Annotated in this window: 23 protein-coding genes; 13 read left to right on the top strand and 10 right to left on the bottom strand. The window is 72.7% G+C overall.

Translation table 11 applies throughout. The features are described 5' to 3' along the window. Positions 1–19: 19 nt before the first annotated feature. On the bottom strand, positions 20–676 hold the full coding sequence (locus ABZ857_RS30790) for a hypothetical protein (protein ID WP_357049686.1): 657 nt from the start codon (positions 674–676) through the stop codon (positions 20–22). 21 nt (positions 677–697) lie between these two features. Next, positions 698–1477 (bottom strand): HAD-IIA family hydrolase, encoded by a 780-nt coding sequence (locus tag ABZ857_RS30785; protein WP_079319985.1) that lies wholly within the window; start codon positions 1475–1477, stop codon positions 698–700. 89 nt (positions 1478–1566) lie between these two features. Here ABZ857_RS30785 and ABZ857_RS30780 point away from each other — a divergent pair, with 89 nt between their 5' ends. After that, the gene (locus ABZ857_RS30780; RefSeq protein ID WP_357049683.1) at positions 1567–2625 is read left to right on the top strand and encodes an LLM class flavin-dependent oxidoreductase; all 1059 of its coding nucleotides are present in this window, start codon (positions 1567–1569) and stop codon (positions 2623–2625) included. Between the two features lie 9 nt (positions 2626–2634). Here ABZ857_RS30780 and ABZ857_RS30775 read toward each other — a convergent pair whose 3' ends face one another. Continuing rightward, positions 2635–3294 carry a response regulator transcription factor gene (locus ABZ857_RS30775; protein ID WP_357049680.1) on the bottom strand — a complete coding sequence of 220 codons (660 nt, stop codon included), beginning with the start codon at positions 3292–3294 and terminating at the stop codon, positions 2635–2637. Then, entirely contained in the window at positions 3273–4532 is a 1260-nt protein-coding gene (locus ABZ857_RS30770) for a sensor domain-containing protein (RefSeq protein ID WP_357049677.1), read from the bottom strand. Before ABZ857_RS30770 ends, ABZ857_RS30775 begins: the two co-directional genes overlap by 22 nt. A 135-nt stretch (positions 4533–4667) precedes the next feature. Between ABZ857_RS30770 and ABZ857_RS30765 the strand changes: the two genes are divergently transcribed. Beyond that, positions 4668–5282: a methyltransferase domain-containing protein gene (locus ABZ857_RS30765; protein ID WP_357049674.1), complete on the top strand. Its 615-nt coding sequence runs from the start codon at positions 4668–4670 to the stop codon at positions 5280–5282. 118 nt (positions 5283–5400) lie between these two features. Here ABZ857_RS30765 and ABZ857_RS30760 read toward each other — a convergent pair whose 3' ends face one another. Further along, entirely contained in the window at positions 5401–6294 is an 894-nt protein-coding gene (locus ABZ857_RS30760) for a TIGR03619 family F420-dependent LLM class oxidoreductase (protein ID WP_357049671.1), read from the bottom strand. 22 nt (positions 6295–6316) lie between these two features. Here ABZ857_RS30760 and ABZ857_RS30755 point away from each other — a divergent pair, with 22 nt between their 5' ends. Continuing rightward, complete coding sequence (locus ABZ857_RS30755) at positions 6317–7162, top strand: aminoglycoside phosphotransferase family protein (RefSeq protein ID WP_357049668.1); 846 nt, start codon at positions 6317–6319, stop codon at positions 7160–7162. A 19-nt stretch (positions 7163–7181) separates the two neighbouring features. Continuing rightward, positions 7182–7439, top strand: coding sequence for a zf-TFIIB domain-containing protein (locus tag ABZ857_RS30750; protein WP_357049665.1), 258 nt, complete (start codon positions 7182–7184; stop codon positions 7437–7439). Positions 7440–7518: 79 nt separating this feature from the next. On the opposite strand, the gene ABZ857_RS30745 is transcribed toward ABZ857_RS30750, so the two are convergent. Then, positions 7519–9102, bottom strand: coding sequence for an ABC-F family ATP-binding cassette domain-containing protein (locus ABZ857_RS30745; protein WP_357049662.1), 1584 nt, complete (start codon positions 9100–9102; stop codon positions 7519–7521). Positions 9103–9465: 363 nt separating this feature from the next. On the opposite strand from ABZ857_RS30745, the gene efeU reads away from it, so the two are divergent. From efeU to ABZ857_RS30700, 9 genes are all read left to right on the top strand, one after another. Continuing rightward, the gene (gene efeU / locus ABZ857_RS30740; protein WP_357049658.1) at positions 9466–10308 is read left to right on the top strand and encodes an iron uptake transporter permease EfeU; all 843 of its coding nucleotides are present in this window, start codon (positions 9466–9468) and stop codon (positions 10306–10308) included. 15 nt (positions 10309–10323) lie between these two features. Then, a complete protein-coding gene (gene efeO / locus ABZ857_RS30735; protein WP_357049655.1) occupies positions 10324–11466 on the top strand; it encodes an iron uptake system protein EfeO in 1143 nt (380 codons plus the stop codon). Next, positions 11463–12734, top strand: coding sequence for an iron uptake transporter deferrochelatase/peroxidase subunit (gene efeB, locus ABZ857_RS30730; protein ID WP_357049652.1), 1272 nt, complete (start codon positions 11463–11465; stop codon positions 12732–12734). Before efeO ends, efeB begins: the two co-directional genes overlap by 4 nt. A 46-nt stretch (positions 12735–12780) precedes the next feature. Next, positions 12781–13257 (top strand): Rrf2 family transcriptional regulator, encoded by a 477-nt coding sequence (locus ABZ857_RS30725; RefSeq protein WP_357049649.1) that lies wholly within the window; start codon positions 12781–12783, stop codon positions 13255–13257. A 27-nt stretch (positions 13258–13284) separates the two neighbouring features. Continuing rightward, a complete protein-coding gene (locus ABZ857_RS30720; RefSeq protein ID WP_357049646.1) occupies positions 13285–14484 on the top strand; it encodes an MFS transporter in 1200 nt (399 codons plus the stop codon). 189 nt (positions 14485–14673) lie between these two features. After that, positions 14674–15789: a hypothetical protein gene (locus tag ABZ857_RS30715; RefSeq protein WP_357049643.1), complete on the top strand. Its 1116-nt coding sequence runs from the start codon at positions 14674–14676 to the stop codon at positions 15787–15789. Positions 15790–15876: 87 nt separating this feature from the next. Continuing rightward, the gene (locus tag ABZ857_RS30710; RefSeq protein WP_357049641.1) at positions 15877–17040 is read left to right on the top strand and encodes a toxic anion resistance protein; all 1164 of its coding nucleotides are present in this window, start codon (positions 15877–15879) and stop codon (positions 17038–17040) included. Beyond that, positions 17037–18644: an extracellular solute-binding protein gene (locus tag ABZ857_RS30705; RefSeq protein WP_357049638.1), complete on the top strand. Its 1608-nt coding sequence runs from the start codon at positions 17037–17039 to the stop codon at positions 18642–18644. The genes ABZ857_RS30710 and ABZ857_RS30705 overlap by 4 nt, the downstream gene beginning before the upstream one ends. Continuing rightward, the gene (locus ABZ857_RS30700; protein WP_357049635.1) at positions 18631–19251 is read left to right on the top strand and encodes a hypothetical protein; all 621 of its coding nucleotides are present in this window, start codon (positions 18631–18633) and stop codon (positions 19249–19251) included. Before ABZ857_RS30705 ends, ABZ857_RS30700 begins: the two co-directional genes overlap by 14 nt. A 27-nt stretch (positions 19252–19278) precedes the next feature. Here ABZ857_RS30700 and ABZ857_RS30695 read toward each other — a convergent pair whose 3' ends face one another. The 4 genes from ABZ857_RS30695 to ABZ857_RS30680 all read right to left on the bottom strand — a co-directional run bounded on the left by ABZ857_RS30695 (position 19279) and on the right by ABZ857_RS30680 (position 26272). Then, positions 19279–21243 carry a CehA/McbA family metallohydrolase gene (locus tag ABZ857_RS30695; RefSeq protein WP_357049632.1) on the bottom strand — a complete coding sequence of 655 codons (1965 nt, stop codon included), beginning with the start codon at positions 21241–21243 and terminating at the stop codon, positions 19279–19281. Positions 21244–21342: 99 nt separating this feature from the next. Beyond that, positions 21343–22317: a methylmalonyl Co-A mutase-associated GTPase MeaB gene (gene meaB / locus ABZ857_RS30690; protein WP_357049878.1), complete on the bottom strand. Its 975-nt coding sequence runs from the start codon at positions 22315–22317 to the stop codon at positions 21343–21345. Beyond that, positions 22317–24461: a methylmalonyl-CoA mutase gene (scpA, locus tag ABZ857_RS30685; protein ID WP_357049629.1), complete on the bottom strand. Its 2145-nt coding sequence runs from the start codon at positions 24459–24461 to the stop codon at positions 22317–22319. The genes meaB and scpA overlap by 1 nt, the downstream gene beginning before the upstream one ends. Beyond that, positions 24458–26272: a methylmalonyl-CoA mutase family protein gene (locus ABZ857_RS30680; RefSeq protein ID WP_357049626.1), complete on the bottom strand. Its 1815-nt coding sequence runs from the start codon at positions 26270–26272 to the stop codon at positions 24458–24460. Before ABZ857_RS30680 ends, scpA begins: the two co-directional genes overlap by 4 nt. Between the last annotated feature and the right edge of the window lie 106 nt (positions 26273–26378).

Below are 26378 nucleotides of genomic sequence, written 5' to 3'. Positions count from 1 at the left end.
GTGCCTGCCCTGCGCCGCCCTAGATCCGCCGGTCTTCCATCTCCCAGATGTGGTCGGCGACGTGCCAGATGATGCGGCGTGCGGCGTACCGGACGGGCCAGCCCTCGCCGCCGGGAGGAAAGGCGTCCGAGGGCCGCGCGAGCACCCGCGCGATGTCCTCGCGCATGGCGGTCAGGCCGGCCTCGTCCGTGAAGGGCTTGTGCCGCACGCCGATCTTCCGGGCGTACGCGCGCTCGGCCTCCACGACGTGGGCGACCATCTTGTCCCTGTCCCTGCCGCCGCCCCTGGGGCCCTTGCGCAGCTCCTCGGGGGACGCCTCGGCCACCTCGGCGAACACCGCCCAGGCCGCGCGGGCGAGGGCGGCCGCACGCGCGGCCTCCGGCGCGTCCACCGGCTCCCGGTCGAGGTCCGGGATGGCGGAGATCGCGCCGAAGTCCGTCGTGCGGTCGCCCTTGACCCGCTCGACGACCGTCGGGTCCCCCGGCGCGAACTCCAGTCCGGCCCGCTCGGCGATCACCCGGTAGCGCGGCGTGTAGTCCACCAGAGTGTCGAGCGCGGCCTCCTCGGTCCTGCCGATGCGGCACCAGCCCGGCCAGTCGATCGAGCAGGCGAAGACCTTCTTGGGGCCGATTTCCAGATAGACGCGGTGGTTCATGCCGGCCAGCATGGCAGCCATAGGCGACAGGGTCCGTCAGGTTCAGACCAGGTCGATGAGGTCGGCCACGGAGTTGACCACCTGCGTGGGCCGGAACGGATACCGGTCGATCTGGTCCTTCTGCGTGACACCGGTGAGCACCAGGATCGTGTGCAGCCCGGCCTCGATGCCGCAGACGACGTCGGTGTCCATGCGGTCGCCGATCATCGCGGTGGTCTCGCTGTGCGCGTCGATCCGGTTGAGCGCGCTGCGCATCATCATCGGGTTCGGCTTGCCGACGAAGTACGGCTCCACCCCGGTCGCCTTGGTGATCATGGCGGCCACCGCGCCGCAGGCCGGCAGCGAGCCCTCGGTCGACGGGCCGATGGGGTCGGGGTTGGTCGCGATGAAGCGGGCGCCGTTGTCGATCAGCCGGATCGCCCGCGTTATCGAGGTGAAGCTGTAGGTGCGGGTCTCGCCCAGCACGACGTAGTCGGGGTCGAGGTCGGTCAGCACGTAGCCGACCTCGTGCAGGGCCGTCGTCAGCCCCGCCTCGCCGATGACGTACGCCGAGCCCTCGGGCCGCTGGTCGGCGAGGAACTTGGCGGTGGCCAGCGCGGAGGTCCAGATCGCCTCGGGCGGCACCTCCAGCCCGGCCGCGCGCAACCGTACGGACAGGTCGCGGGGGGTGTAGATCGAGTTGTTCGTCAGGACGAGGAACCGCTTCCCCGACTCCTTCAGCCGCCTGATGAACTCGTCGGCACCCGGCACCGGCTGCCCCTCGTGGACCAGCACCCCGTCCATGTCGGACAGCCACGACTCGATGGGCTTTCGCTCGCTCATGTGTCCAAGCATGGCAGGTCGCGGGGCGACGGAGCACATCCCTCACCGCGTCAGGAAATATCCTGATGAGCCCTCAGGTTGGGCGAAACATGAGTGAGGAGAACATCCGCGGCGTGCCGCGTGGGACGGCCGAGGTGCCGCTGTCGATCCTGGAGCTGGCGACCGTCGGCGAGGGCTCGACGCCCACCGAGGCGCTGCGCGACGCCACCGAACTGGCCCGGCGGGCCGAAGAGTGGGGCTACCACCGCATCTGGGTCGCCGAGCACCACGGAATGCCCGGAGTGGCCAGCTCCTCTCCGGCCGTGCTCATCGCGCACCTCGCGGCGGCGACCCGGTCGATCCGGATCGGCTCCGGCGGCGTGATGTTGCCCAACCACGCCCCGCTGGTGATCGCCGAGCAGTTCGGCACGCTGCACGCGCTGCACCCCGGCCGCATCGACCTCGGCCTCGGCCGCGCCCCCGGCACCGACATGGCCACGGCGAACGCCCTGCGCCGCTCGGCCGAGGTGGACCCGGACGACTTCCCCCAGCAGGTGGCCGAGCTGACCGGCTTCCTCGACGCCTCCTTCCCGCCAGGCCACCCGTACGAGAAGATCCGGGCCGTGCCGGGCGGCGCCGACTCGGCGGCCGCGGGCCGGCCGCCGATCTGGCTGCTCGGCTCCAGCGGGTTCAGCGCCAGGCTGGCCGGGCTGCTCGGGCTGCCGTTCGCCTTCGCCCACCACTTCAGCGCCGCCAACACCGAGCCCGCGCTCGACCTCTACCGCTCCTCGTTCCGGCCCTCGGAGGTGCTCGACCGGCCGTACGCGCTGATCGGGGTGGCGGCCGTCGCGGCCGACACCGACGAGGAGGCGCTGCGCCAGGCCATGCCGGGCGCGCTGTCGTGGCTGCGCCTGCGGCACGGACGGCCCGGCCGTACGCCCACCGTGGAGGAGGCGGAGGCGTACCCGTACACCCCGACGGAGCGGGAGTTCGTCCGCGAGCGGCTGTCGACCGTGGTGCACGGCGACCCGCAGACGGTGCGCGCCGGTCTGGAGGAGCTGCGCAAGCGCACCGGGGCCGACGAGTTGATGATCACCACGCAGGTCCACGGCGGCGCGGCACGCCTGCGCTCCTACGAGCTGATCGCCAAGGCGTACGGGATGGTCTAAGGGCACGACCTAGCCGCGCAGGAAGGCGACGACGGCGAGCACGCGGCGATGCGCGTCCTCGTCGGGGGGCAGGTCGAGCTTGGTGAGGATGTTCCCGATGTGCTTGCCGACGACGGCCTCCGACACCACCAGCGCGCGGGCGATCGCGGCGTTCGACCTGCCCTCGGCCATCAGGGCGAGGACCTCCCTCTCCCGCGCGGTGAGCCGCCGCAGCGGGTCGCGGCGGCGGCGCAGGAGCTGACGCACGACCTCCGGGTCCACGAGCGTCCCCCCGCCGGCGACGGTGGTCAGGGCGTCCACGAACTCCTCGACCTCCCCGATCCGGTCCTTGAGGAGGTAGCCCACGCCGGTGCCGTCCCCGGAGTCGAGGAGTTCGGCCGCGTAGGTCTGCTCGACGTACTGGCTCAGCACCAGGACGGCGAGCCCGGGATGCGCGGCGCGCAACGCCACGGCGGCCCGCAGTCCCTCGTCGGAGAAGCCGGGCGGCATCCGCACGTCGGTGACGACGACGTCGGGGGCGTGCTCCTCCACCGCTTTCACGAGCGCCTCTGCGTCGCCGGCGGTGGCGGCCACCCGGTGGCCGAACCGGGTCAGCAGCGTGGCCAGCCCCTCGCGGAGCAGCACGCCGTCCTCGGCGATGACGACGGTCAGGGAAGGGCCGGCAGGCATTCGATCTCCGCGCGTAGCAGGGTGGGGCCGCCCGGCGGGCTCGCCAGCATCAGCCTGCCCTCGACCACCGAGACGCGGTCGGCGAGCCCGGCGAGCCCGGTGCCGGCGGTGACGTCCGCGCCGCCCACGCCGTCGTCCCGGATCTCGACGGTGAGCTGCCGGCCGTCGAGGCGGCCCCGCACCCAGGCCCGCTCGGCTCCGCTGTGCTTGGCCACGTTGGCCAGGCCCTCGCTGACGACGAAGTAGGCCACCGACTCCACCGGCCCGGGCAGCCGGGGGACGTCCACGTCGACCTCGACCGGGACGGGCGACCGGTCGGCCAGCTCCGCGACCGCGGCGGGCAGCCCGCGGTCGACGAGGATTCGAGGATGGATGCCGCGGATCAGGTCGCGGATCTCCGCGAGCGCGAGCTTCGCCTCCTCGTGCGCCCTTGCCACGAGCTGGGCCGCCTCCTCCCCCGGGGAGACCTTGGCCAGGCCGAGCGTCATGGTCAGCGCGACCAGCCGCTGCTGCGCGCCGTCGTGCAGATCGCGCTCGATGCGCCGCCGCTCGGCCTCGAACGCCTCGACCAGGCGGCTGCGGGAGCGAGTCAGCTCGGCGAGCCGCTCGCCGGACTCGGCTTTCGTGAGGAGCAGCCGGGCCAGCAGGGCGTGCGCGGTCGCGAGGGCGGTGATCGGGTAGGCCGCCAGCACGAGCACCGCGATCCCCAGCAGCGCGGCGGCGAACGCCTCGGCGAGCGAGTCGAGCGGCCAGAACTTGAGCAGCACGATCGACCCCGCCTCCGCGACACTGATCGGAGCGCAGATCATCACGAGCGGCACGAGCAGGCCGTACGTCACGGCGATCAGCTCGATCGGGCCGAGCACGACGGCCAGCAGGCCCGTGTAGGCGAGGGCCCGCCACGTCGCCTGCTCCCGCAGGCGCGTCCCGAGCCATCCGCGCGGGCCTGGGCGCGCGGGGCGGTGCGGGCTCGGCGCGGGCTCGGCGTCCATGATCCGCAGCCTCCGGCGTTCGAGCGCGCCCAGTGGCACGGCGGCGACGACCGGGACCGCCAGCAGCGGCACGCCCACCAGGAAGACGGTGAGCAGCGCCCCGGCGGTCAGCGAGACGACCAGCGATGCCAGCACGACCACGCCGACGACCGCGCCTGTCACCAGGTAGGCGAGGGCGCGCAAGGGCAGCGAGGTCGCCAGCAGGTCCTTCCTGGCGACGGCCTGCCACGAGCCGTTGGGGCGCACCCGACCCACCCTAGAGGCCGTCCGGACCGGCTCGAAGACGGCCAGGCCCACCTGTGGAGGTAGGGCTGGGCATACCTCCACGGGTGGGCCGGGGCGGCTGGCGGGCGCGGGTCCGCCGCCGATCTGATGGGCGGCATGAACGAGACAGTCCAGCAGGTCTCCGATCTGAGGGCGTTCGCGGGCGTGGCGCTGCGCCGGCAGGGCGTCGTGGGAGCCGTGGCCCCGAGCTCGCGCTCGCTCGCGCGGGCCCTCACCACCGTCGTCCCGACGACCGGCCCCGCCGTGGTCGTGGAGCTCGGCCCGGGCACCGGCGCGATCAGCGAGGCCATCCGGGAACGGCTCGCCCCCGGCTCCCGCCAGGTCGCCGTCGAGATCGACCCGGGGATGGTGGCGCACCTGCGGCGCGCCCGGCCCTGGCTGGACGTGATCCAGGGCGACGCGGCCCGCCTCGGCACGCTGCTGGACGAAAGGGGAGTCTCCCGGGTCGACGCCGTGGTCAGCACGCTGCCGTGGACGCTCTTCCCGGAGGACGTGCAGGAGTCGATCCTCGGGGAGGTCGGGCGGGTGCTGCGTCCGACGGGAGCGTTCACGACGGTGACCTACCTGCCCGCGGTGCCGCTGGCCCGGGCGCGGCGCTTCCGGCGGCGCCTGCGCGCCGCCTTCGACGAGGTGCTCACGACCGGGCCGGTCTGGCGCAACGTGCCGCCCGGCCTGGCGTACGTGTGCCGCAGGCCGGTGGGCCGTGGCTGAGCTGCTCGGCTGCCTCCCCGTGGCCGTGGCGGCCGCCGTCGCCGGCCGGCAGCTGTCGTACGCGCAGGGGCGCAGGCGCGAGGGCGTGTCCCGGGCGCACGCGGGTGACGCCGGAGGCTCACCGGGGGGCGAGGGCCTCCAGAGCCTCCTCCGCACGGCGCATGGAGTCGCGGGGGTCGGCCTCGGGGTCACCGATCTCGGGGTCGAAGTTGAGGTCGTGGAACACCTCGGTCACGCCCTTGGCCGCGAGTTCCCCGACATCCCGCCTGATCTTGTCGTACGACCCGGTCAGCGGGCCCTCGTCCGCCGCGCGGACCCGGGTGACGCCGCGGACGACGAACCGCAGCGCGTCCGGGTCGCGGCCCGCCCGCCGGGCCGCCTCCTTCACGACGGCGATCTGCCGGTCGATCGTGTCCAGGTCGGCGCGGCTGGAGCTGATCCAGCCGTCGGCGATCCGCCCGGCCCGCTCCAGCGCCACCCGCGCGGTGCCGCCCAGCATGACGGGCGGCGGCGTGGCCGGTTTGGGGTCCTGGTGCGAGCGCGGCACCTCGTAGAACTCGCCCTTGTGCTCGACGACGTCCTCGGTCCACAGCCGCCGCAGCAGGCCGACGTACTCCTCGCCGCGCCTGCCGCGCCGCTCCATCGGCACGCCGGAGGCGGCGAACTCCTCGGGCAGCCAGCCGAGTCCCAGGCCCACGTCGAGCCTGCCGCCGGACACCTCCTGCAGGGTGGCGAGCTGCTTGGCCATCAGGACCGGGGAGACGAAGGGCAGGTTGAGCACGGCCACCCCGAGCCGTACCCGTTCGGTGACGCCGGCCAGGTACGCGAGCGCGACCACGGGGTCGTGCACGCTGCGGTAGACCGGCCCCATCGGGTTGCCGACCGGGTAGAGCAGGCGCTGGAACGTCCACACCCCGTGGTAGCCGAGCTCGTCCGCGCGGCGCGCGATCCGCCTCATGTTCTCCGGCGTCGCCCACGAGCCCGACACCGGCACCGAAAACCCAATCCTCATAACGGCACCCTAGGGTGTCCCCGTGATCGAGGAACTGGCGCGGCTGGCACGCCGCGACGGGCCGGTGACGGTGCTCAAGCAGGGCCGGGTGCTCGTGGTCAGGGCCGGGGACGTCGTCGTCAAGGCCCATCCCCCGGACACCGACGAACGCGCCCTGCGTGCCCGCCTCGACGCCGCGGGGAACCTGCCCGGCGTCATGCTGGCCCCTCTCGGCCTCGAGCGGCTGGACGGCAGGCTCGTCACGATCTGGCCCGCCGGCGACGCCCTCACCATGGCCGACGTGGACGCGGGGACGACCCCCTGGGAGGAGGGCGGCCGGCTGCTCGCCCTGCTGCACGCCCGGCCGGCGACCACCGGTCTGCCGCCCGCCGGAGGACCGGCGCGGCTGCCGAGGGCCATGGCCGACCTGGCGGCGGCCGGCGTCCCGGACCCCGTCGCCGCGCCCATCCGGGCCGCGTACGCGACGCTGCCGCCGGTCCGGGAGGGCGGCGCGCTGACACACGGCGACTGGCACCTCGGCCAGATCGTCCGGCACGACGGCGCGTGGCTGCTGATCGACCCCGACGACCTGGGCGCGGGCGACCCCGCGTGGGACCTGGCCCGCCCCGCCGCGTGGTACGCCGCCGGCCTGCTCGGCCCCCGGGACTGGGAACGGTTCCTCACCGCCTACCTCGCGGCGGGCGGGACCGCCGTCTCCGCGGACGACCCGTGGCGGGAACTCGACGCGCCGGCCCGGGCGTTGACCGTCCAACTGGCCGCGACGGCGGTGGCCACGGCGGCGCGGGCGGGGGAACCGCCCGACGACGCCGCCGAGGCGCTGGTGTCCGCCTGTGGGAGGATCGTCGCGGCCACGGAGGCCGCGACCTGATCGAGGGAGAGTTCGTCACATGGAGTGCCCCAAGTGCCGTGGCCGGATGCGGACGTTCGACCGCAACGGGGTCCACATCGAGCAGTGCGACAACTGCCGCGGGATCTTCCTGGACTACGGCGAGCTGGAGACGCTGACCCGGATGGAGGCCCAGTGGGCCCAGCAGCAGTACGCTCCCCCGCCGCCGGCGCACGGAGGCCCCGCCTGGGGCGGCCACCACGGCGGCCACTACGGCCACCGGCGCAACAGCTGGGTCGGCATGCTGTTCTCCAGCTGAGCCCCTCGCTCTCCAGCCGAGCCTCTCGTAGAGGCGTGACGGAGGCCGCGGCCCGATCGGGCCGCGGCCTCCCGCGTGTTCAGCGGCCGGTCTCCAGGCCCTCCGGGCCGACGCCGAGCCACCGGGTGATCCCGATCGACTCCAGGAACGGCAGGTCGTGGGAGACCACCACGAGCGCCCCCCGGTAGGCCGACAGCGCCTGCGCGAGCTGGCGCACGCTGGCCAGGTCGAGGTTGTTGGTCGGCTCGTCCAGCAGCAGGAGCCGCGGCGCGGGCTCGGCCAGCAGCAGCGAGGCCAGCACCGCGCGGAACCGCTCGCCGCCCGACAGCGTGCCCGCCGGCCGTTCGGCCCGTGCTCCCCGGAACAGGAACCGGGCGAGCCCGGCCCTGACGGCGTTGACCGACGCCGCGGGCGCGACCGCCCGCACGTTGTCGACCAGGCTGAGCGCGTCGTCGAGCACGTCGAGCCGCTGCGGCAGGTACCGCATCGGCACGCCTCGCCGGACCGAGCCCTCGACCGGCGGGATCTCGCCGAGGATCGTGCGCAGCAGGGTCGTCTTGCCCGAGCCGTTCGGCCCCAGCAGGGCGACCCGCTCCGGGCCGCGGACGACCAGGTCGCCGATCGGCCCGGCGGCCGTGCGCAGGCCGTCCAGTTCGAGCACCGTGCGCCCGGCCGGCACCTCGGTGGCGGGCAGCTCCACCCGGATCTCGGCGTCGTCGCGCACCGCGTCCTCCGCCTCGGCCAGCCGCTCGCGGGCGGCCGCCACCTTCTCCTCGTGCATGAGCCGGTGCTTGCCCGCCGCGACCTGGGCCTGGCGCTTGCGCTCCTGCATGATGATCTTCGGCTCGCGCTTCTGCTCGTACATCTTGTTGCCGTAGCGCACCCGCCGGGCCAGCTTGGTGTGCGCCTCGGCCAGCTCGCGCCGCTGGCGGCGCAGGTCGCCCTCGGCCGCGCGGACCATCCGCTCGGCGGCCTCCCGCTCGACCGCGAGCACCTCCTCGTACTCGCTGAGCGTGCCGCCGAACGTACGGCGGGCGGGCAGGTCGGCGATCTGGTCCACCAGGTCGAGCAGCGTTCGGTCGTGGCTGACGACGACCAACGTCCTCGTCCAGGACGAGACGGCGTCGTACAGGCGCCGCCGCGCGTCGAGGTCGAGGTTGTTGGTCGGCTCGTCGAGCAGCAGCACGTCGGGCTCGGCGAGGAACCGCGCGGCGAGCCCGACCATGACGGTCTCGCCGCCCGAGAGCGTCTCCACCGTCCGGTCGAGGTGCACCCCCGCGAGGCCGAGGCGGTCGAGCTCGGCGCGGGCGCGCTCCTCGACGTCCCAGACCACCGCGTCGTAGTTCGCCTCGCTGAGGTCGCCCCGCTCGATCGCGTGCAGCGCCTCCCGCGCGGGAGTGATCCCCAGCAGGTCGGACACCGTACGGCTCGCGCCGAGCGGGAGGTTCTGCGGCAGGTAGCCCAGCCGCCCGGTGACCGACACCGAGCCGCTCGTCGGGGTCAGCTCTCCGGCGATCAGACTGAGCAGGGTCGACTTGCCGCTGCCGTTGACGCCGATGAGCCCGGTCCGGCCCGCGCCGAACGCGAAGCCGAGCTCCTCGAAGACAGGCGTCCCGTCGGGCCAGGAAAACGACAGATCCGTACAGACAATGGAATAAGACATGAGGCGGCTCCGGGTATCCCAGGGGCGAGATGGCGAACAAACGCGTGGGACACCGCGGGCACGGGCCGCGAGGCGAGGGTCTGCCTGAGGTCGCTGCGCCGGACCACCGATGGCGGCCGTGGGCGCGGTGTCGGGACCTCAGAGCTCCAAGTGACCCTCCAGGGTGCGGCGGCAGGACGTCCGTCACGATAACGGGGAGCGGAGATGGGACGCCACCGAATTAATCCACCGCCCGACGGGGCGTCGCCTCACCCGCCCCTGAAGGTGACAAAAGTCCTACCCCGCTCCATGAGTTCGGGACCTTGTCGGTAAGGTGAACCTGCCCTAACTTAGGTAAGGCTTACCGAGCGTCCGGAGGACGATGTGTTCGCGAGTTACCTCATCGGCCTTCGCGAGGGCCTTGAGGCCAGTCTTGTGGTCTCCATCCTCGTGGCCTTCCTGGTCAAGAGCGACCGCCGCGAACGGCTGCCCATGGTCTGGGCGGGCGTCGGCGTGGCCGTCCTCCTCTCCGTGTCGTTCGGCGCGCTGCTGACCTTCACCGCGGCCCACCTCGGCACCCAGCAGCAGGAGATGTTCGACGCCGTGACGTCGCTGGCGGCGACCGTCTTCGTCACCTTCATGATCTTCTGGATGCGTACGGCGGCCCGCAAGATGTCGGGCGAGTTGCGCGAGAAGATGGGCGCGGCCCTGGAACTCGGGGCCACCGCCGTGGTCGTGGTGGCGTTCCTGTCGGTCGCCCGCGAGGGACTGGAGACCGCCCTGCTGTGGTTCGCCGCCGTCCAGGGCGCGACCAGCAGCGCGAGCCCGCTGATCGGCATCACGCTCGGGCTGCTCACCTCGGTCGCGCTGGGCTGGGGGCTGTACCGCAGCGCCCTGCGGATCAACCTCACGAAATTCTTCACCTGGACGGGACTGCTGCTGGTCCTGGTCGCCGCCGGGATCTTCAAGTACGGCGTGCACGACCTGCAGGAGTCGGGGCTGGTGCCCGGCCTGAACACCTACGCCTTCGACATCAGCGGCGTGCTCGACCCCAGCGCCTGGTACTCGACGCTGCTGAGCGGGATGTTCAACATCACCCCGCAGCCCAGCGTGCTGGAGGCCGTCGCCTGGGTCGTCTACCTGGTTCCCGTCCTCATCCTGTTCCTGCGGCCCGCGGCCAAGACGCCGGCGAGCCCCGCTTCCACGTCTCCCCAGCCCGCTTCCTGACCGGAGTCCACCGAAATGCGCACCCCCATCGTCCTCGCCGCCGCGGCGCTGGCCCTCGCCGGCCTCACCGCCTGCTCGTCCTCGGGGTCGGGCTCCGGCACCACGACCGGGGCGACCGCCGCCGGCGACGGGAAGATCACCGTGGCCGCCACCGACACCGAGTGCAAGGTGGCGAAGTCCGAGCTGGCCGCCGGCACCTCGACCTTCGCCATCACCAACAACGGCACGAAGGTCACCGAGTTCTACGTGTACGCGGCGGGCGACCGGGTCATGGGCGAGGTCGAGAACATCGTGCCCGGCCTGACCCGCGAGGTCGTGGTGGAACTTCCCGCGGGCGTGTACGAGACCGCCTGCAAGCCCGGGATGACCGGCAAGGGCATCCGCGGCCCCCTCAAGGTCAGCGGCGAGCACAAGCCGCTGACCGGCGACGCCAAGCTCGCCGAGGCCGTGGCCAGCTACAAGCGCTACATCAAGAGCCAGTCCGACACGCTGCTCGCCAAGACCAAGGAGTTCACCGAGGCGGTCAAGGCCGGCGACGTGGCCAAGGCCAAGGAGCTCTACCCGGTCGCCCGCACCTACTGGGAGCGGATCGAGCCGGTCGCCGAGGTCTTCGGCGACCTCGACCCGGCCATCGACGCGCGGGAGAACGACGTGGCCGACGGCGAGGAGTGGACGGGCTTCCACCGCATCGAGAAGGACCTGTGGGTCAAGAAGGACGTCGGCGGCGACGGCCCGATCGCCGACAAGCTGATGACCGACGTGAACACGATCGTGACGAAGTCCGCAACGGTCGACCTTTCCCCCGTGCAGCTCGCCAACGGCGCCAAGGGGCTGCTCGACGAGGTCGCCACCGGCAAGATCACCGGTGAGGAGGACCGCTACTCCCACACCGACCTGTGGGACTTCGACGCCAACCTGCAGGGCTCCAAGGCCGCCGTCCAGGCGCTGCGCCCGGTGCTCGAGGAGCGCGACGCCGAGCTGGTGAAGACGCTCGACGCGAAGTTCGCCGACGCCGAGAACGCGCTCGCCGCGCACCGCAGCGGCGACGGCTGGAAGCTGCACACCGACCTGTCCAAGGACGACCTCAAGGCGCTGTCCGACGCGATCAACGCCCTGGCCGAGCCGATCAGCAAGGTGGCCTCGGTGGTGGCCCGGTGACCCGGAAAAGCACAGTGAGCGGCACGGGGATCAGCCGCAGGCGGCTGTTCGGCCTCGGCGCGGCCGGCGTCGCCGCCGTCGGGGCCGGGGCCGTCGTCACCAGGTCGTTCACGGAGGAGCCGGTCGCGCACGCGGCCTCCACCTCCGACCCCGTGCCCTTCTACGGCCCGCACCAGGCGGGTGTCACCACTCCCGCCCAGGACCGGCTGCACTTCGTGGCCTTCGACGTCATCACGAAGAAGAAGGCCGAGCTGGTGGAGCTGCTCCAGGAGTGGACGGCCGCCGCGGCCCGGATGACCCAGGGCAAGGACGCCGGCACGTTCGGCGCCGTCGGCGGCGCGCCGGAGGCGCCGCCGGACGACACCGGCGAGGCGCTCGGCCTGCCCGCCTCCGGACTGACGCTGACCGTCGGCTTCGGCCCGTCGCTGTTCGACGAGCGGTTCGGCCTCGCCGACCGCAGGCCGCCCGCGCTGGCCGACCTGCCCGCCTTCCCCGGTGAGGACCTGCTGCCGGCGATCTCCGGCGGGGACATCTGCGTGCAGGCGTGCGCGCACGACCCGCAGGTGGCGGTGCACGCCATCCGCAACCTCGCCAGGATCGGCTTCGGCAAGGTCTCCGTCCGCTACTCGCAGCTCGGGTTCGGGCGCACCTCGTCCACCTCGCGGGCGCAGGCGACGCCGCGCAACCTCATGGGCTTCAAGGACGGCACCAACAACCTCAAGCTCGAGGACACCGCCATGCTGCGCGACCACCTGTGGGCCGCGCCCGGCGACGGCCCGGCCTGGATGGACGGCGGCACCTACCTGGTCACCCGCAAGATCCGGATGCACATCGAGACCTGGGACCGCGCCCCGCTGGCCGAGCAGGAGGCCATCTTCGGCCGCGACAAGGGCGAGGGGGCGCCGCTCACCGGGCACGGGGAGTTCGACACGCCGGACTTCGCCAAGAAGGGCCAGGACGGCACGCCGGTGATCGCCGGCAACGCGCACGTACGGCTCGCGCACCCCGACGCCCACGGCGGCGCGCGGCTGCTGCGGCGCGGTTACAACTACGTGGACGGCTCCGACGGCCTCGGGCGGCTCGACGCCGGCCTGTTCTTCATGGCCTACCAGCGTGACCCTCGCAAGCAGTTCGTCCCCATCCAGCGGATGCTGTCCCAGAAGGACGCGCTGAACGAGTACATCAAGCATGTCTCCAGCGGCCTGTTCGCCTGCCCGCCCGGGGTGGCCGACGGCGGCGACTACTGGGGACGCACGCTGTTCGCCTGACCCCTCCGCCGTCTCCCCGACAACCGGGACGTGTATAGTCCCGGTTATGCGGATGGGCGAGGGCGTCGAGTGGGGGCTCCACTGCTGCGTGACGCTGGGCTGGCTCGACGACCAGGCCCCCGTGTCGATCCGCCGCCTCGCCGCCTGGTTCGACCTGCCCCAGGAGTACCTGAAGAAGCGGCTGCAGCCGCTCGCCCGCGCCGGGATCCTCACCTCCACCCCCGGCGTCCGGGGCGGCTGGTCGCTCGCCCGCCCACCGGAGCGGATCACGGTGATGGACGTCGTCACCGCCGTGGAGGGGCCGCTCGAACCATTCCGCTGCACGGAGATCCGCAAGCGCGGAGTGAGCGGGCGGGACGCCGGTCCCGAGTTCGACCGGCCCTGCGGCATCTCCGGCCTCATGCGCCGGGCCGAGCTGGCGTGGCGGCGCGAACTGGCCGGCCGCACGATCGCCGACCTGATGGAGCAGGCCCCCGCGGGCGCGGCGCGCACCCGCCGCAACTACGGCCGCATGACCGACTGATCCCCCACTTTGGCACGGAGCGTTCTCATGGACGAAACAGGGACGTTGAATATCCCGGTTAGGCAGCGCGAGGCCGCGCCGCGAGGGCTCGGCTCGACCCTCGTTCTGGCCCTCGGGACGTTCGCCGTCGGGACCGACGCGTACGTGGTCGCCGGTTTCCTGCCCGCGATGGCGCACTCGCTGCGGGTGACGGAGAGCACCGCCGGGCAGTCGGCGACGGCGTTCGCCATCGCCTACGCCGTGCTGTCGCCCGTCCTGGCCACCGCGCTGGCCCGGATGCCGCGCAGGGCCCTGCTGGTCGGCGCCCTGGCCGTGCTCGCCCTGGCCAACCTCGCCTCGGCGCTGGCGCCGAACTTCGGCGCGCTGATGGTCACGCGGGTGCTGGCCGCGTCCGGCGCCGCGGCGTTCACCCCGAACGCGGGCGCGGTCGCCGCGTCGCTGGTGGCGCCCGCGCAGCGCGCCCGGGCGCTGGCCGTGGTGGTCGGCGGCCTGACCGTCGCCACCGCCCTCGGCGTGCCCCTGGGCAACCTGGCCGGGAAGATCCTCGACTGGCGCGCGGCGCTCGGCCTGGTCGCGGCGCTGTGCGCGATCTGCGCGCTCGGCGTGTTCGCCGCGATGCCCGCCTTGCCCGGCAACCCCCGTATCCCGCTGCGGGAACGACTGGCGGCGCTGCGGCGGCCGGGGGTGGTCGCCGTGCTGCCGCTGACCGTGCTCGGCCTGGCCGCCAGTTACGGGCTCTACGCCTTCGCCGTTCCCGTGATGCGCGCACTCGGGGCCGGAGCGCGGACGGAGACCTGGCTGCTGTTCCTGTACGGCGTCGGCGCGGTCGCGGGCAACCTGGTGGCGGGCGCCATGGTGGACCGGCACGGGCCCATCCCCGTGCAGACCGCCGGGTTCTCCCTGCTCACCGCGACCCTGGCCGTCTTCGCCTGGGCGGCCTGGGCGGGCACGCACTGGCTGCCGCTGACCGCCGTGCTGATGGCGGCCTGGGGCGCGGCGACCTGGTTCCAGACCCCGGCCCAGCAGGTGCGGCTGATCAACGCGGCGCCCCAGGAGACCGCCGTGGTCGTCGGCCTGAACTCCTCCGCCCTGTACGCCGGGATCGGCCTCGGCACGGCGCTGGCCGGCGCCCTGCTTCCGGTCGGCCCGTCCCTGGCGCTCGCCGTCTGCGCGGGACTGGCCCTGCTGTGCCTGCCCTACCTGGGCGCCACCCGCGGGTACCGCTGATGCCACCCGATCGACAAAAGGTGATATAGCGGTATTTCTGCATCAAATCGCCGCTAACCCAATTCATTACTCCACGATGAACATTTTCTGAATTCTCACTCGTATCCCTCTCCTCACGCTCGCCCCTTTCCTCTATCTCCCATAATCCGGAATACGGGGATCAGGGCCACGGGGCGAAGGAAAGCATGAATGAAGCGTTGGATCGGGATCGGGCTGGCGCTGGCGCTGGGCGCCGCCGTCGTCCTCGCCCTCGTGCTGGGCAACGGCGGGGGCGGCAGCGGCGGTGAGCGGCGGCCACTCACCACGGTCCGCGGTGTGATCGGCTCGGAGAAGAAACCCTTTTTCGACGATCCCGCTGTGAGGGCGGCGTTCGCCAGGCACGGACTGCGGGTCGAGGTCGACACCGCGGGATCCCGTGAGATCGCGACCACGGTGGACCTGCGCCCGTACGACTTCGCCTTCCCCTCCAGCGTCCCGGCGGCCGAGAAGATCAGGCAGGCGCACAAGATCGCGCGGACGTACTCGCCGTTCTACTCGCCGATGGCGGTCGCGACGTTCCAGCCGATCGTGGACGTGCTCGCGAAGGCGGGCGTGGTCCGCGACTCGGGCGCGGGCTACCAGGTCCTCGACCTGCGCAGGTTCCTCGACCTCGTCGCGAAGGGCACCCGCTGGGACGCGCTGCCGGGCAACACCTCCTACCGCGCCCGCAAGCGGGTCCTGCTCACCACCACGGATGTCCGTACGTCGAACTCGGCCGCCATGTACCTCGCGGCGACCAGCTACGTGGCCAACGGCGACGACGTCGTGACCTCGCGGGCGCAGGTCGCCGAGGTGGCGCGGACGGTCGCCCCGCTGTTCCTCGACCAGGGCTACTCGGAGTCCTCCACCGAGGCGCCCTTCGAGGACTACCTCGCGCTGGGGATCGGCAAGACGCCGATGGTGGTGATCTACGAGGCGCAGTACGCCGCGCGGCTGTTCGCGGGCGGCGGGGCGATCCGGCCCGACATGCGGCTGATCTACCCCTCGCCGACCGTGCTCAGCAAGCACACGCTCGTCCCGCTCACGGACCGGGCCGCGGAGGTCGGGCGGCTGCTGCAGGAGGATCCCGAGTTCGCCCGTCTCGCCGCGAGGTACGGCTTCCGCACCGCCGACCCCAAGGTCTTCGCGGACCTGGTGGCCACGACCAGGGCGCCGGTGCCCGCGAGCCTGGTCGACGTCGTCGAACCGCCCGCCTACGACCGGCTGGAAGAGCTCGTCTCGACCATCGAGCAGCGCTACCTGGCCGGCGCGAAGCCGTCGTCCTGACCCCCCTTCGTCCAGGAAGACAGGGTCCAGGAAAACAGGGTCCAGGAAAACAGGGTCCAGGAAGAGTCCCAGGAAGAGAGGACGCCCGTGTCCGAAGATCTGGTGCTGACTCCGCCCGCCCCGGTGGCGGCGGTGCCGGTCGAGAAGGCGGCCGGGATGCTGCCGCTCCCCGGCGAGCGCGGCGCCGAACTCACCCGCAAGGCGTCCGGCTTCGCCGAGGAGCTCACCACGCTCGATCACCGGTCGCCGGAGTTCACCAGGAAGGTGCACGACATCACCTCGATGGGCGACTCGGAGATCCGCGCCTCCTCCCAGGTGGCCAACCGGATGCTCAAGCGCCCGGTCGCGGCGCTGGCCTCGGCCAAGGGCGAGGGCGCCGACGGCCAGGCGCGGGTCGCCGGTCAGCTCGTCGCGTTGCGCCGCACGATCGTCGACCTCGACCCCAAGCAGGCGAACGCCGGCACCCGGCGGCTGCTCGGGATCATCCCGTTCGGCGACCGGCTGCGCGACTACTTCGCCAAGTACCGCAGCGCGCAAAAGCACATCGACGACATCATCCGGGCGCTCAAGTCCGGGCAGGACGAGCTGCGCAAGGACAACGCCGCCATCGAGGGCGAGAAGGCGAACCTCTGGGAGTCGATGACGAAGCTCCAGGAGTACGCCGTGCTGGCGGCGGCGCTCGACGCGGAGCTGCAGGGACGGATCGACCAGATCGAGCTCACCGACCCCGAGAAGGCGAACGCCCTGCGGTCGGACGCGCTGTTCGGCGTGCGCCAGAAGCACCAGGACCTGCTGACCCAGCTCGCCGTGTCGGCCCAGGGCTACCTCGCGCTGGATCTGGTGCGCAAGAACAACCTGGAGCTGATCAAGGGGGTGGAGCGGGCGACCACCACGACGATCGCGGCGCTGCGCACGGCCGTCACGGTGGCCCAGGCCCTCGCCAACCAGAAGCTGGTGCTCGACCAGATCACGGCGCTGAACACCACCACCTCCGACCTGATCCTCGCGACCAGCGAGATGCTGCGCACCCAGGCGGGAGACATCCAGACCCAGGCCGCCGCCACGACGGTGAGCATGGAGGCGCTGAGCAAGGCGTTCGACAACATCTACTCGACGATGGACATGATCGACGGCTTCAAGGCCAAGGCCGTGGAGAGCATGGCCGTCACCGTCGACAACCTCACCGCGGAGCTCGACCACGCCCGCGCCTATCTGGAGCGGTCCCGCCGCGGCGACGAGGCCGGGTCGTGAGGAGAGCGATCACGGCCGCCGTCCCGGCCCTGCTGCTGACCGTGCTGCTGACCGTCACCGCCGCCTGCTCGGGCGCGGACGGGGATGCCCCTGCGGAAGACGGCCCGGACGTGCTGCGCGTCCTCGCGGGCAGCGAGATCAAGGACCTGGAGCCGCTGCTCGCCAAGGCGGCCGGCGCGGCGGGTGTGAAGGTGTCGCTCTCCTACACCGGCACGCTGGACGGCGCCGAGCAGGTGGCGAACGGCGGCGCGGACGGCCGCTACGACGCGGTCTGGTTCTCCTCCAACCGTTACCTGTCCCTGATCGACGGGGCGAGCGCGCGCCTGTCCACCCAGACCAAGATCATGCTCTCGCCCGTGGTGCTCGGCCTCAGCCGCGCCAAGGCCCGCGAGCTCGGCTGGGACACCGGCCAGGCGACCTGGACGGACATCACCGAGGCCGCCAGGAAACACCGCTTCACCTTCGGCATGACGAACCCCGCGTCGTCGAACTCGGGCTTTTCCGCCCTGGTCGGTGTGGCGGCGGCACTGTCGGACGCGGGCGAGGCGCTCGACCAGGCCCAGATCACGGCCGTCACCCCACGGCTCACCGGGTTCTTCTCCGCGCAGACGCTCACCGCGGGCTCCTCCGGCTGGCTCGCCGACGCCTTCCGGCGGCGCACCGACGTGGACGGGCTGATCAACTACGAGTCAGTGCTGCTCGGCCTGCGCACCGCCTCCGGGGAGCCGCTCACGCTGGTCTACCCCAGCGACGGCGTCGTCACCGCCGACTACCCCCTCACGCTGCTCGCCTCCTCTTCGAAGAAGGAGCTGTACGGCAAGCTGGCGGCCTGGCTGCGTACGCCCGGGGTGCAGCGCGAGATCATGACGACCACGGCGCGGCGGCCCATCGTGCCCGAGGTGCGGCCGGACGCCAGGTTCGGCACGGCCCCGCTGCTGGAGCTGCCCTTCCCCAACCGGCGCAGCGCCGCCGACGCGCTGATCAACGCGTACCTCAACCAGGTGCGGCGCCCGTCGCGCACGGTGTTCGTGCTGGACACCTCCGGCTCGATGCAGGGCGACCGCATCGACGCGCTCAAGCAGGCGCTCGCCGCGCTGACCGGCGCCGACGCCTCTGCCTCCGGCCAGTTCTCCCGGTTCCGCAACAGGGAGACGGTCACGCTGCTGCCGTTCAGCACCGTGGCAGGCCCGGCGCGCACGTTCACGGTGCCGGAACGCGATCCCGCCGAGGTCCTGCGGCAGATCCGCGCGTACGGCGACGGCCTGACGGCGAGAGGCGGCACCGCGATCTACGACGGCCTGCGCGACGCGTACGAGACGGTCCGGGGCGGCCAGGGTGCGGGACAGGGTGGTGGACAGGGCGGCGAGGACTTCACCTCGGTCGTGCTCATGACGGACGGCGAGAACACCGACGGCTCCTCCTACGAGGACTTCGCCGGCTTCTACCGAACCCTGGGCACCCGGATCCCCACGTTCGTGGTGCTGTTCGGCGACAGCGACGTGGCCGAGATGCGCCAGGTCGCCTCGCTCACCGGCGGCGCGGTGTTCGACGCCCGGCAGGCGTCGCTCGCCTCGGCGTTCAAGGAGATCCGTGGCTACCAGTGACCGGATCCTGGCCTACCTCGGCTCGACGCGGAACATCGTCGGCTCCGCCCTCGCACTCGGCGGCCTCGGGCTGCACTTCCTCGGCGTCGCCGGGTCGCTGTGGCCGGTGGTCGTCGCCGGGCTGTACGGCGTGGGCGCTCTGCTCACCCCGCCCGACCGGGTGCGGCTGACGATCTCTCACGCCGAGGTCGAGACGCGGGCGCTGCGGGACGACCTCGACGTCCTCGTGGCCAAGGTGTCGCCGCCCCGCTTCCCCGATGACGTCGTGGCCAAGGTCGGCGACCTCGCCGCGATCCTGCGCGACGTGCTGGCCAGGGCGGAGGCGCTCACCTCCGCCCCCGACCATCTGCACGTCGTCTCCCAGGCCATCCGCGACTACCTGCCCACCAGCCTGGAGGCGTACGCCAACCTGCCGAGGTCGTACGCGCTGACCCGCCGGGGGTCGCGCGAGCGCAGCGCGCACGAGGAGCTGATGGCCCAGCTCGGCCTGCTGGAGTCGGGGTTGTCGGCGATCGCGGAGGCCGTCTATCAGGGGGACGAGCAGGCGCTCAGGGACCAGGGCCGGTTCCTGCGGGACCGCTTCGGCGGATCGTCGCTCGACCTGTAGTTATAGATCTTGGTCACAGATCTCCGCTCACAGGCGCGACTCGTACACCGCGCGGGCCTTCTCAATCAGGTCGAGGTGGTCGCGCAGCTGGGCCCGGGTCCGCAGGCGGGCCCTGGCCCTGACCAGCTCGTCGAGCAGGTCCAGCCACCGCAGGCACCAGCGGACGTCCTCATCCCTGGCCACGTGCCGTCCCCGCACGTCCAGGTAGACCGGGCTGGTGTGGGCGTACGCCCGCCCGCGCGGGGAACGCGGATGCGGGCCGCCGCGGACCACGGCGACCACGTAGGTGGCGTCCGCCACCGACAGGGACGCGTCGATCTCGTGGCCCGGCCCTCCGGCGAGCACGCCGGCCGCGGTCCTGATCTCGATGTGCTCCACCTCCGGCCCGACGGCCCGTGCCCGGATCGCGACCGTCTCACCATCCTCCAGGTCGAGCGTCTCGCCCGGCCCCAGGCCGTTCACCGTGAGCTCCAGCCAGGGGCCGGTGGTGGCGAACGTGCGGCCCCGCCGTACGGCCTCCGCGAACGACTCGGCGCTGAGCGGCCCGTCCACGCGGGCGTAGACGCGCTCCCAGCCCGGCGGGCTGGAGACCGTGTCCTGGCGGGTGAACGACAGCATGGTGTCGGTCCCCGCGAGCGCGGCGAGCCGGTTGCCCGCGCCGACCAGCCTCCGGTAGACCTCGGCGGTCCCCGGCGCGGACGACAGGTCGCTGAAGTGCAGCACCTCGACTCCGTCGACCAGGCCGAGCGCGGCGTCCACCACCAGGGCGCGGCCGGTGCAGTTCCTGGTCCCGTTCGCGGCCACGTCCTCCGGGGAGGAGACCGGGCCGTGGAAGGGGTGGGCGTACCCCAGCACCGCGCGCGGCTCCCGCAGGTCGCCGCAGACCGTGGCGTTGGGCGGCCAGTCGGCGTCGGCGCCGAAGCCGGTGTGGTAGACGGCGGGCGGCGCGGCCACCCCGAAGACATGGACGTGCCCGAACAGGTCGTTGCGATACTCCACGCCCATCCGGGCCACGTGCCCGGCGTCCGACCACGGCAGGTCGCGCCCGGCCCAGTGCTGGAGCGCCTCCCGGTCGTAGACCCGGTCCCCCGCGACGTTCCCCGCGACGAGGTTGAGCACGTGCAGGTCCTCGCCGAGCTGCGCGGCGGCCGCCTCCGCCGGTGCGGCGACCAGGTCGCCCGCCCAGTTCATGTGGACGTGCAGGTCGGCGCCGTACCAGCCCCGGGCGGCGGCGTCGTACAGCCGCTGCGGCGCGAGCCCGACCAGCGTCTCCTCCCCCGTCCTGGGGACGACCGTCGTCTCGGCGATGCCGTACTCCATGCCGCGCGTGACCCGGATCGTGACCGGCTCGCAGGGCACGGCGAGCACGATGTCGTCGCCGTGGAAGAACGGCCTGTCGTCGTTGTCGCGCCGCTCCGGCACGCCCTCCGGATACCAGCCCTGGCCGTCCGCCGACGTGACGCTCCACCGGCAGGGGAAGCCCGCGCGCAACCGCAGCCGCGCGGCCGGCGCGGGCCGGGCCAGCCCGGACAGGTCCACCGCCTCGCCGTCCACCGTGAGCACGGTCGCGGTCGTCACGTCGAGAAGCTTGGCCCCACCCGCCACGATCCCGTACGGCACGCCGTCGGCCGTCACCTCCACCGGGTGCGGCAGCGCGGAGTCGACCAGCAGGACGACGGGCACCGGCCCCGGCGACAGCAGCGGCCTGGCCGGCCCGTGCTCCAGGCGGTGCTTCAGGCGGTGGCCGTCCGTGGTCAGCCGCAACGCCACCAGGCCCCGGGGCACCTCGCCGTCCAGCGTGTCACGGAACTCCGCGTCGAGGTCGGGCCGGATGCTCATCCGGTCGGCCTCCTCCGGGAACCGGAGGAACGGCATCATCCGGACGTATCCCAGCGGCGGCTCCCCCCAGGTCATCCCGTGTGCGGACAGTAACGCGCGGTACTCCCGCAGAGCGCGCTCCACCTGCGGCGGCATCATCGGATCGTGGTTCATCGCACCTCCCCGTAATCGAAAGCGGCCACATGGTGGCACGGTTTCGGCCCGGGAAAACGTGCAACAGTGCATTCCCGGTCACAGGGGTAGCGATCTTTCTCACCCGGGTGGAAAGGTGATCCCCCGGGTGTCATGAAGGAAGGCCGCCAGGATCCGGTCGGCGGCCAGCGCCGGGGTGAGGGTGCCGTCGAGGACCTGCCGCTCGATCTCCGGCGCCATCTCCGCGGTGGCGTCGCGGAGCATGGCCAGCAGCCGCTCCCTGACCAGCGCCCACGTCCACTCGACCTGCTGGCGGCTGCGCCTGGCGGCGAGGTCGGCGCCCTCCTGGTGGCGCACGACGTGCGCCCACAGCTCCTCAAGCCCGGCGCCGGTGAGGCCGCTGCAGGTCAGCACGGGCGTGGCCGAGCGCAGCAGCCGCAGCGCCCCGGACAGCTCCCGCGCCGCCTTGCGCGCGGCCGTCTCGTGCTCGCCGTCGGCCTTGTTGACCGCGATGACGTCGGCCAGCTCCAGCACGCCCTTCTTGATGCCCTGGAGCTGGTCCCCGGTGCGGGCGAGGGTGAGCAGGAGGAAGGTGTCGACCATGTCGGCGACCGCGGTCTCCGACTGGCCGACCCCGACCGTCTCGACGAGCACGATGTCGTAGCCCGCCGCCTCCACCACGACGATGGCCTCGCGGGTGGCCTTCGCCACGCCGCCGAGCGTCCCGGCCGTGGGGGACGGCCGGATGAAGGCGTTCGGGTCGGCCGACAGCCTGGCCATCCGGGTCTTGTCCCCCAGGATGCTGCCGCCGGAGCGTCGCGACGAGGGGTCCACGGCCAGCACGGCCACCCGGTGCCCCTGCCCGGTGAGATGAGTGCCGAGCGCCTCGATGAAGGTCGACTTGCCGACCCCAGGCACTCCGGACACGCCCACTCTGCGGGCCTTGCCGGCGTGCGGGGTGAGCTCGACCAGCAGCCGCTGCGCCATCTCCCTGTGGTCGGCCCTGGTCGACTCCACCAGCGTGATCGCCCGGGCGGTCCACCGCCGGTCGCCCGACAGCACGCCCTTCACGTAGTCCTCGATCACCGATGCGATCACCGATGCCCCAGCCGGGCGGACAGCTCGCGCAGCAGCTCCAGGGCGGCGTCGGCGATCACCGTGCCGGGCAGGAAGATCGCCGAGGCGCCCGCGGCCCGCAGCTCCGCGACGTCGCCCGGCGGGATCACGCCGCCGACCACGATCATGACGTCCTCCGCGCCCAGGTCGGCGAGCGCCTGCCGCAGCGCGGGCACCAGCGTCAGGTGCCCGGCCGCCAGCGAGGAGACCCCGACCACGTGGACGTCGGCCTCGACGGCCTGCCGGGCGACCTCCTCAGGCGTCTGGAACAGCGGGCCGACGTCGACGTCGAAGCCGAGGTCGGCGAAGCCGCTCGCGATCACCTTCTGGCCCCGGTCGTGGCCGTCCTGGCCCATCTTCGCGACGAGGATCCGGGGCCGGCGGCCCTCCGCCTTCTCGAACTGCGCGCACGCCTCCCGGACCCGGTCCGCGGCGCCGCCCACCTCCGCGCGGTACACGCCCGATATCGTACGGATCTGCGCGGCGTGCCGTCCGAAGACCTTCTCCAGCGCGTCGGAGATCTCCCCGACCGTCGCCTTCGCCCTGGCGGCGTTCACCGCGAGCTCCAGCAGGTTCTCCCCGCCGGCCGCGCCCTTCGTCAGCGCCTCCAGCGCCTCGGTGACGGCGCCGGCCGAGCGCTCCTCGCGCAGCCTGCGGAGCTTGTCGATCTGCTGGTTGCGCACGGCCGTGTTGTCGACCTTGAGCACCTCGATCGGCTCGTCGGCCTCGGGGCGGTACTTGTTGACGCCGATCACCGGCTGCCTGCCGGAGTCGATGCGGGCCTGGGTGCGGGCCGCCGCCTCCTCGATGCGCATCTTGGGCAGCCCCTGGTCGATGGCCCGCGCCATGCCGCCGGCCCGCTCGACCTCCTGGATGTGGCCCCAGGCCGCCCGCGCCAGCTCCCGGGTCAGCCGCTCGACGTAGTAGGAGCCGCCCCACGGGTCGATCACCCGGCAGGTGCCCGACTCCTGCTGGAGCAGAAGCTGGGTGTTGCGGGCGATCCGCGCCGAGAAGTCGGTCGGCAGCGCGAGCGCCTCGTCCAGGGCGTTGGTGTGCAGCGACTGGGTGTGCCCCTGGGTGGCCGCCATCGCCTCGACGCAGGTCCGTACGACGTTGTTGAACACGTCCTGCGCGGTCAGCGACCATCCGGAGGTCTGGCTGTGCGTGCGCAGCGACAGCGACTTGGGGTTGCGCGGGCCGAAGCCCTTGACCAGACGGGCCCACAGCAGCCGGGCGGCGCGCAGCTTGGCGACCTCCATGAAGAAGTTCATGCCGATGCACCAGAAGAACGACAGGCGCGGCGCGAACGCGTCGATGCCCAGCCCCGCCTGGACCCCGGCGCGCAGATACTCCAGCCCGTCGGCCAGCGTGTAGGCGAGCTCCAGGTCGCAGGTCGCCCCGGCCTCCTGGATGTGGTAGCCGGAGATCGAGATGGAGTTGAACTTCGGCATCTTCTTGGAGGTGTACTCGAAGATGTCCGAAATGATCCGCATCGACGGGCCCGGCGGGTAGATGTAGGTATTGCGGACCATGAACTCCTTGAGGATGTCGTTCTGGATGGTTCCCGCCAGCTTGTCCGGCGCGACGCCCTGCTCCTCCGCCGCGACGATGTAGAGCGCCAGGATCGGCAGCACCGCGCCGTTCATCGTCATCGACACGCTCATCCGGTCGAGCGGGATCCCGTCGAACAGCTGCCGCATGTCGTAGATCGAGTCGATCGCCACGCCCGCCATGCCGACGTCGCCGGCGACGCGGGGGTGGTCGGAGTCGTAGCCCCGGTGGGTCGCGAGGTCGAAGGCGACCGACAGGCCCTTCTGCCCGGCCGCCAGGTTGCGCCGGTAGAACGCGTTGGACTCCTCGGCCGTGGAGAACCCGGCGTACTGCCGGATGGTCCACGGCTGGGTGACGTACATCGTCGGGTACGGGCCCCGCAGGAAGGGCGCGACGCCCGGGTAGGTCTCGAGGGACGGACCGTCCTCCAGGTCGGCCGCCGTGTAGAACGGCTTGACCGCGATGCCCTCGGGGGTCTCCCAGGCAGAGGTCTCCCAGGCCGGCCCGCCGTCGGGGATGTCCGCCGCCGCGGCGCCCGACCCCAGGTCAATCTCCGAGAAATCCGGAATCATCGGCTCACTCCCAGATCGTCGAACGTCGCGCGGAGCACCCCGAGCGCGTCGCATCCGGCGTACAGGGTGACGTCCACCCCCTCATACTCTCCCTTCCCGGCCAGCCAGACCTTGTGCGCCCCGGCCTCCCGCAGCGCCGCGGCGACCGCCGTCGCGTGCTCGCCGTACAGCCGGTCGCTGGAGCACAGGCAGGCCACAGGCGTGCCGCAGTCGAGGAAGGCCGCGGCGATCGCGGCCGGGTCGGTGCCCGGACCGCTGGTGACGGTCGCGACGCCGCCCGCCGCGAACAGGTTGGCGGCGAACGTCGCCCTCGCGGTGTGCGCGGCGACCGGGCCGATCGTGGCGAGGAACACCGTGGGCCGGCTCGGCTGCGCGTCGGCGAGGTCGCGCAGCGCCTCGAACTCCTCGGCGTAACGCATCACCGGCAGGCCCCCACCAGACACGCTCGTCACGGCGAGCCCTGGGCCGGGCCGCCGGGACACCGGCCTCTCCTTCAGGTCGGGGAACTCGCTGACCCCGGTGATCGGGTCGCGCCGGTGGGCGAGGTTGTCCGCGCGCCTGGCCCTGGTCGCCGCCAGCCGCTCGGGAACCAGCCGCTCCAGCGCGGCGGCCATGCCCCCGGCCCGCTCGATCTCCCGGAACCACTCCCAGGCCCGGGCGGCGAGGTCGTCGGTGAGCCGTTCCACATACCACGAGCCGCCCGCCGGGTCGGCCACCCGGGCGACGTTGGCCTCCTCCACCAGAAGCGACTGGGTGTTGCGGGCGATGCGCCGGGCGAACGCGTCGGGCAGCCCGGCGCAGGCGTCGAACGGCTGGACGGTCACCGCGTCCGCCCCGCCCACCCCCGCCGCGAAGCAGGCCACGGTCGTGCGCAGCATGTTCACCCAGGGGTCCCGGACCGTCATCATCGCCGAGGAGGTGACCGCGTGCTGGAGCTGCCGGGCGGGTGCCCCCGCGACCCCGGTGACCTCGGCGACCCGCGCCCACAGCCGCCGGGCTGCCCGGAGCTTGGCGATGGTGAGGAACTGGTCGGCGGTCGCGGCGTAGCGGAACTCGAGCTGCCCGAACGCCTGCTCGGCCGTGAGGCCCGCGCCGGTGAGCGTCCGCAGGTAGGCGACGCCGGTCGCGACCGAGCAGCCGAGCTCCTCCGCGTCGGCGCCGCCCGCGTCGTGGTAGGGCAGGGCGTCGACGGTGATCGCCCGCAGCCCGGGGTGGTCGGCGGCGCAGCGGCGGGCGAGCGCCACGGCGGTGCCGGTGTCCACGGTCACGCCGGTGCGGGCGGCCAGCCCGATCGGGTCGGCGCCGAGGTTGCCGCCGGGCAGCGCCACCCCGCCGGCCAGGCGTAGGAAATGCTCCGCCGCCTCGGCCGTACGCGGGCCGGCGTCGAGGACGACCGGGGCGAGGTCGAGCAGGACGCCGTCGAGCACGGCCGGCAGCGCGGCCGGGTCGATCGCGTTCAGGTCGAGCCACAGGGACGTGACGCCGTTCTCCAGGTCGGCGTGGATCGCCTCCCGGGTCGCGGCCGGATCGGGGTCGGCGTGCCGCTGGCGCACGTCCCACGGGCCCGGCCCGCGCCCCTCACGTGCCGCGCCCGGCGCGGCCGGCAGGTCAGCGGCGTCGTACAGCGGGGCGACCGCCACCCCGTCGTAAGTCGTGCTGGTCAAGGCGGCCTCGGCCTCGTCCGGCGAACCATCCCAGCCGGACTTGCGCAGCACCTCGGCCGCGAGTGTCCTCCACTGCTCCCGCGTGGCTTGCGGGAACCCCGCTGCGGGATCGGCGAGATCGTCGAGTTCAACAGGCGGCACCGTCATGAACCGGATGCTAAGGGCACCGGTTCGCGTCCGGGGCCCCGGGGTCCCGGTCTGTGGACAACGCTGCCCGGGGTGAATTGCGATCTTCCTCAGTATTGTGATCCCG

It is taken from the genome of Microbispora sp. NPDC046933 (assembly GCF_040644635.1).
Lineage (GTDB): Bacteria > Actinomycetota > Actinomycetes > Streptosporangiales > Streptosporangiaceae > Microbispora.
This window is presented reverse-complemented; position numbering and strand designations above follow the sequence as displayed.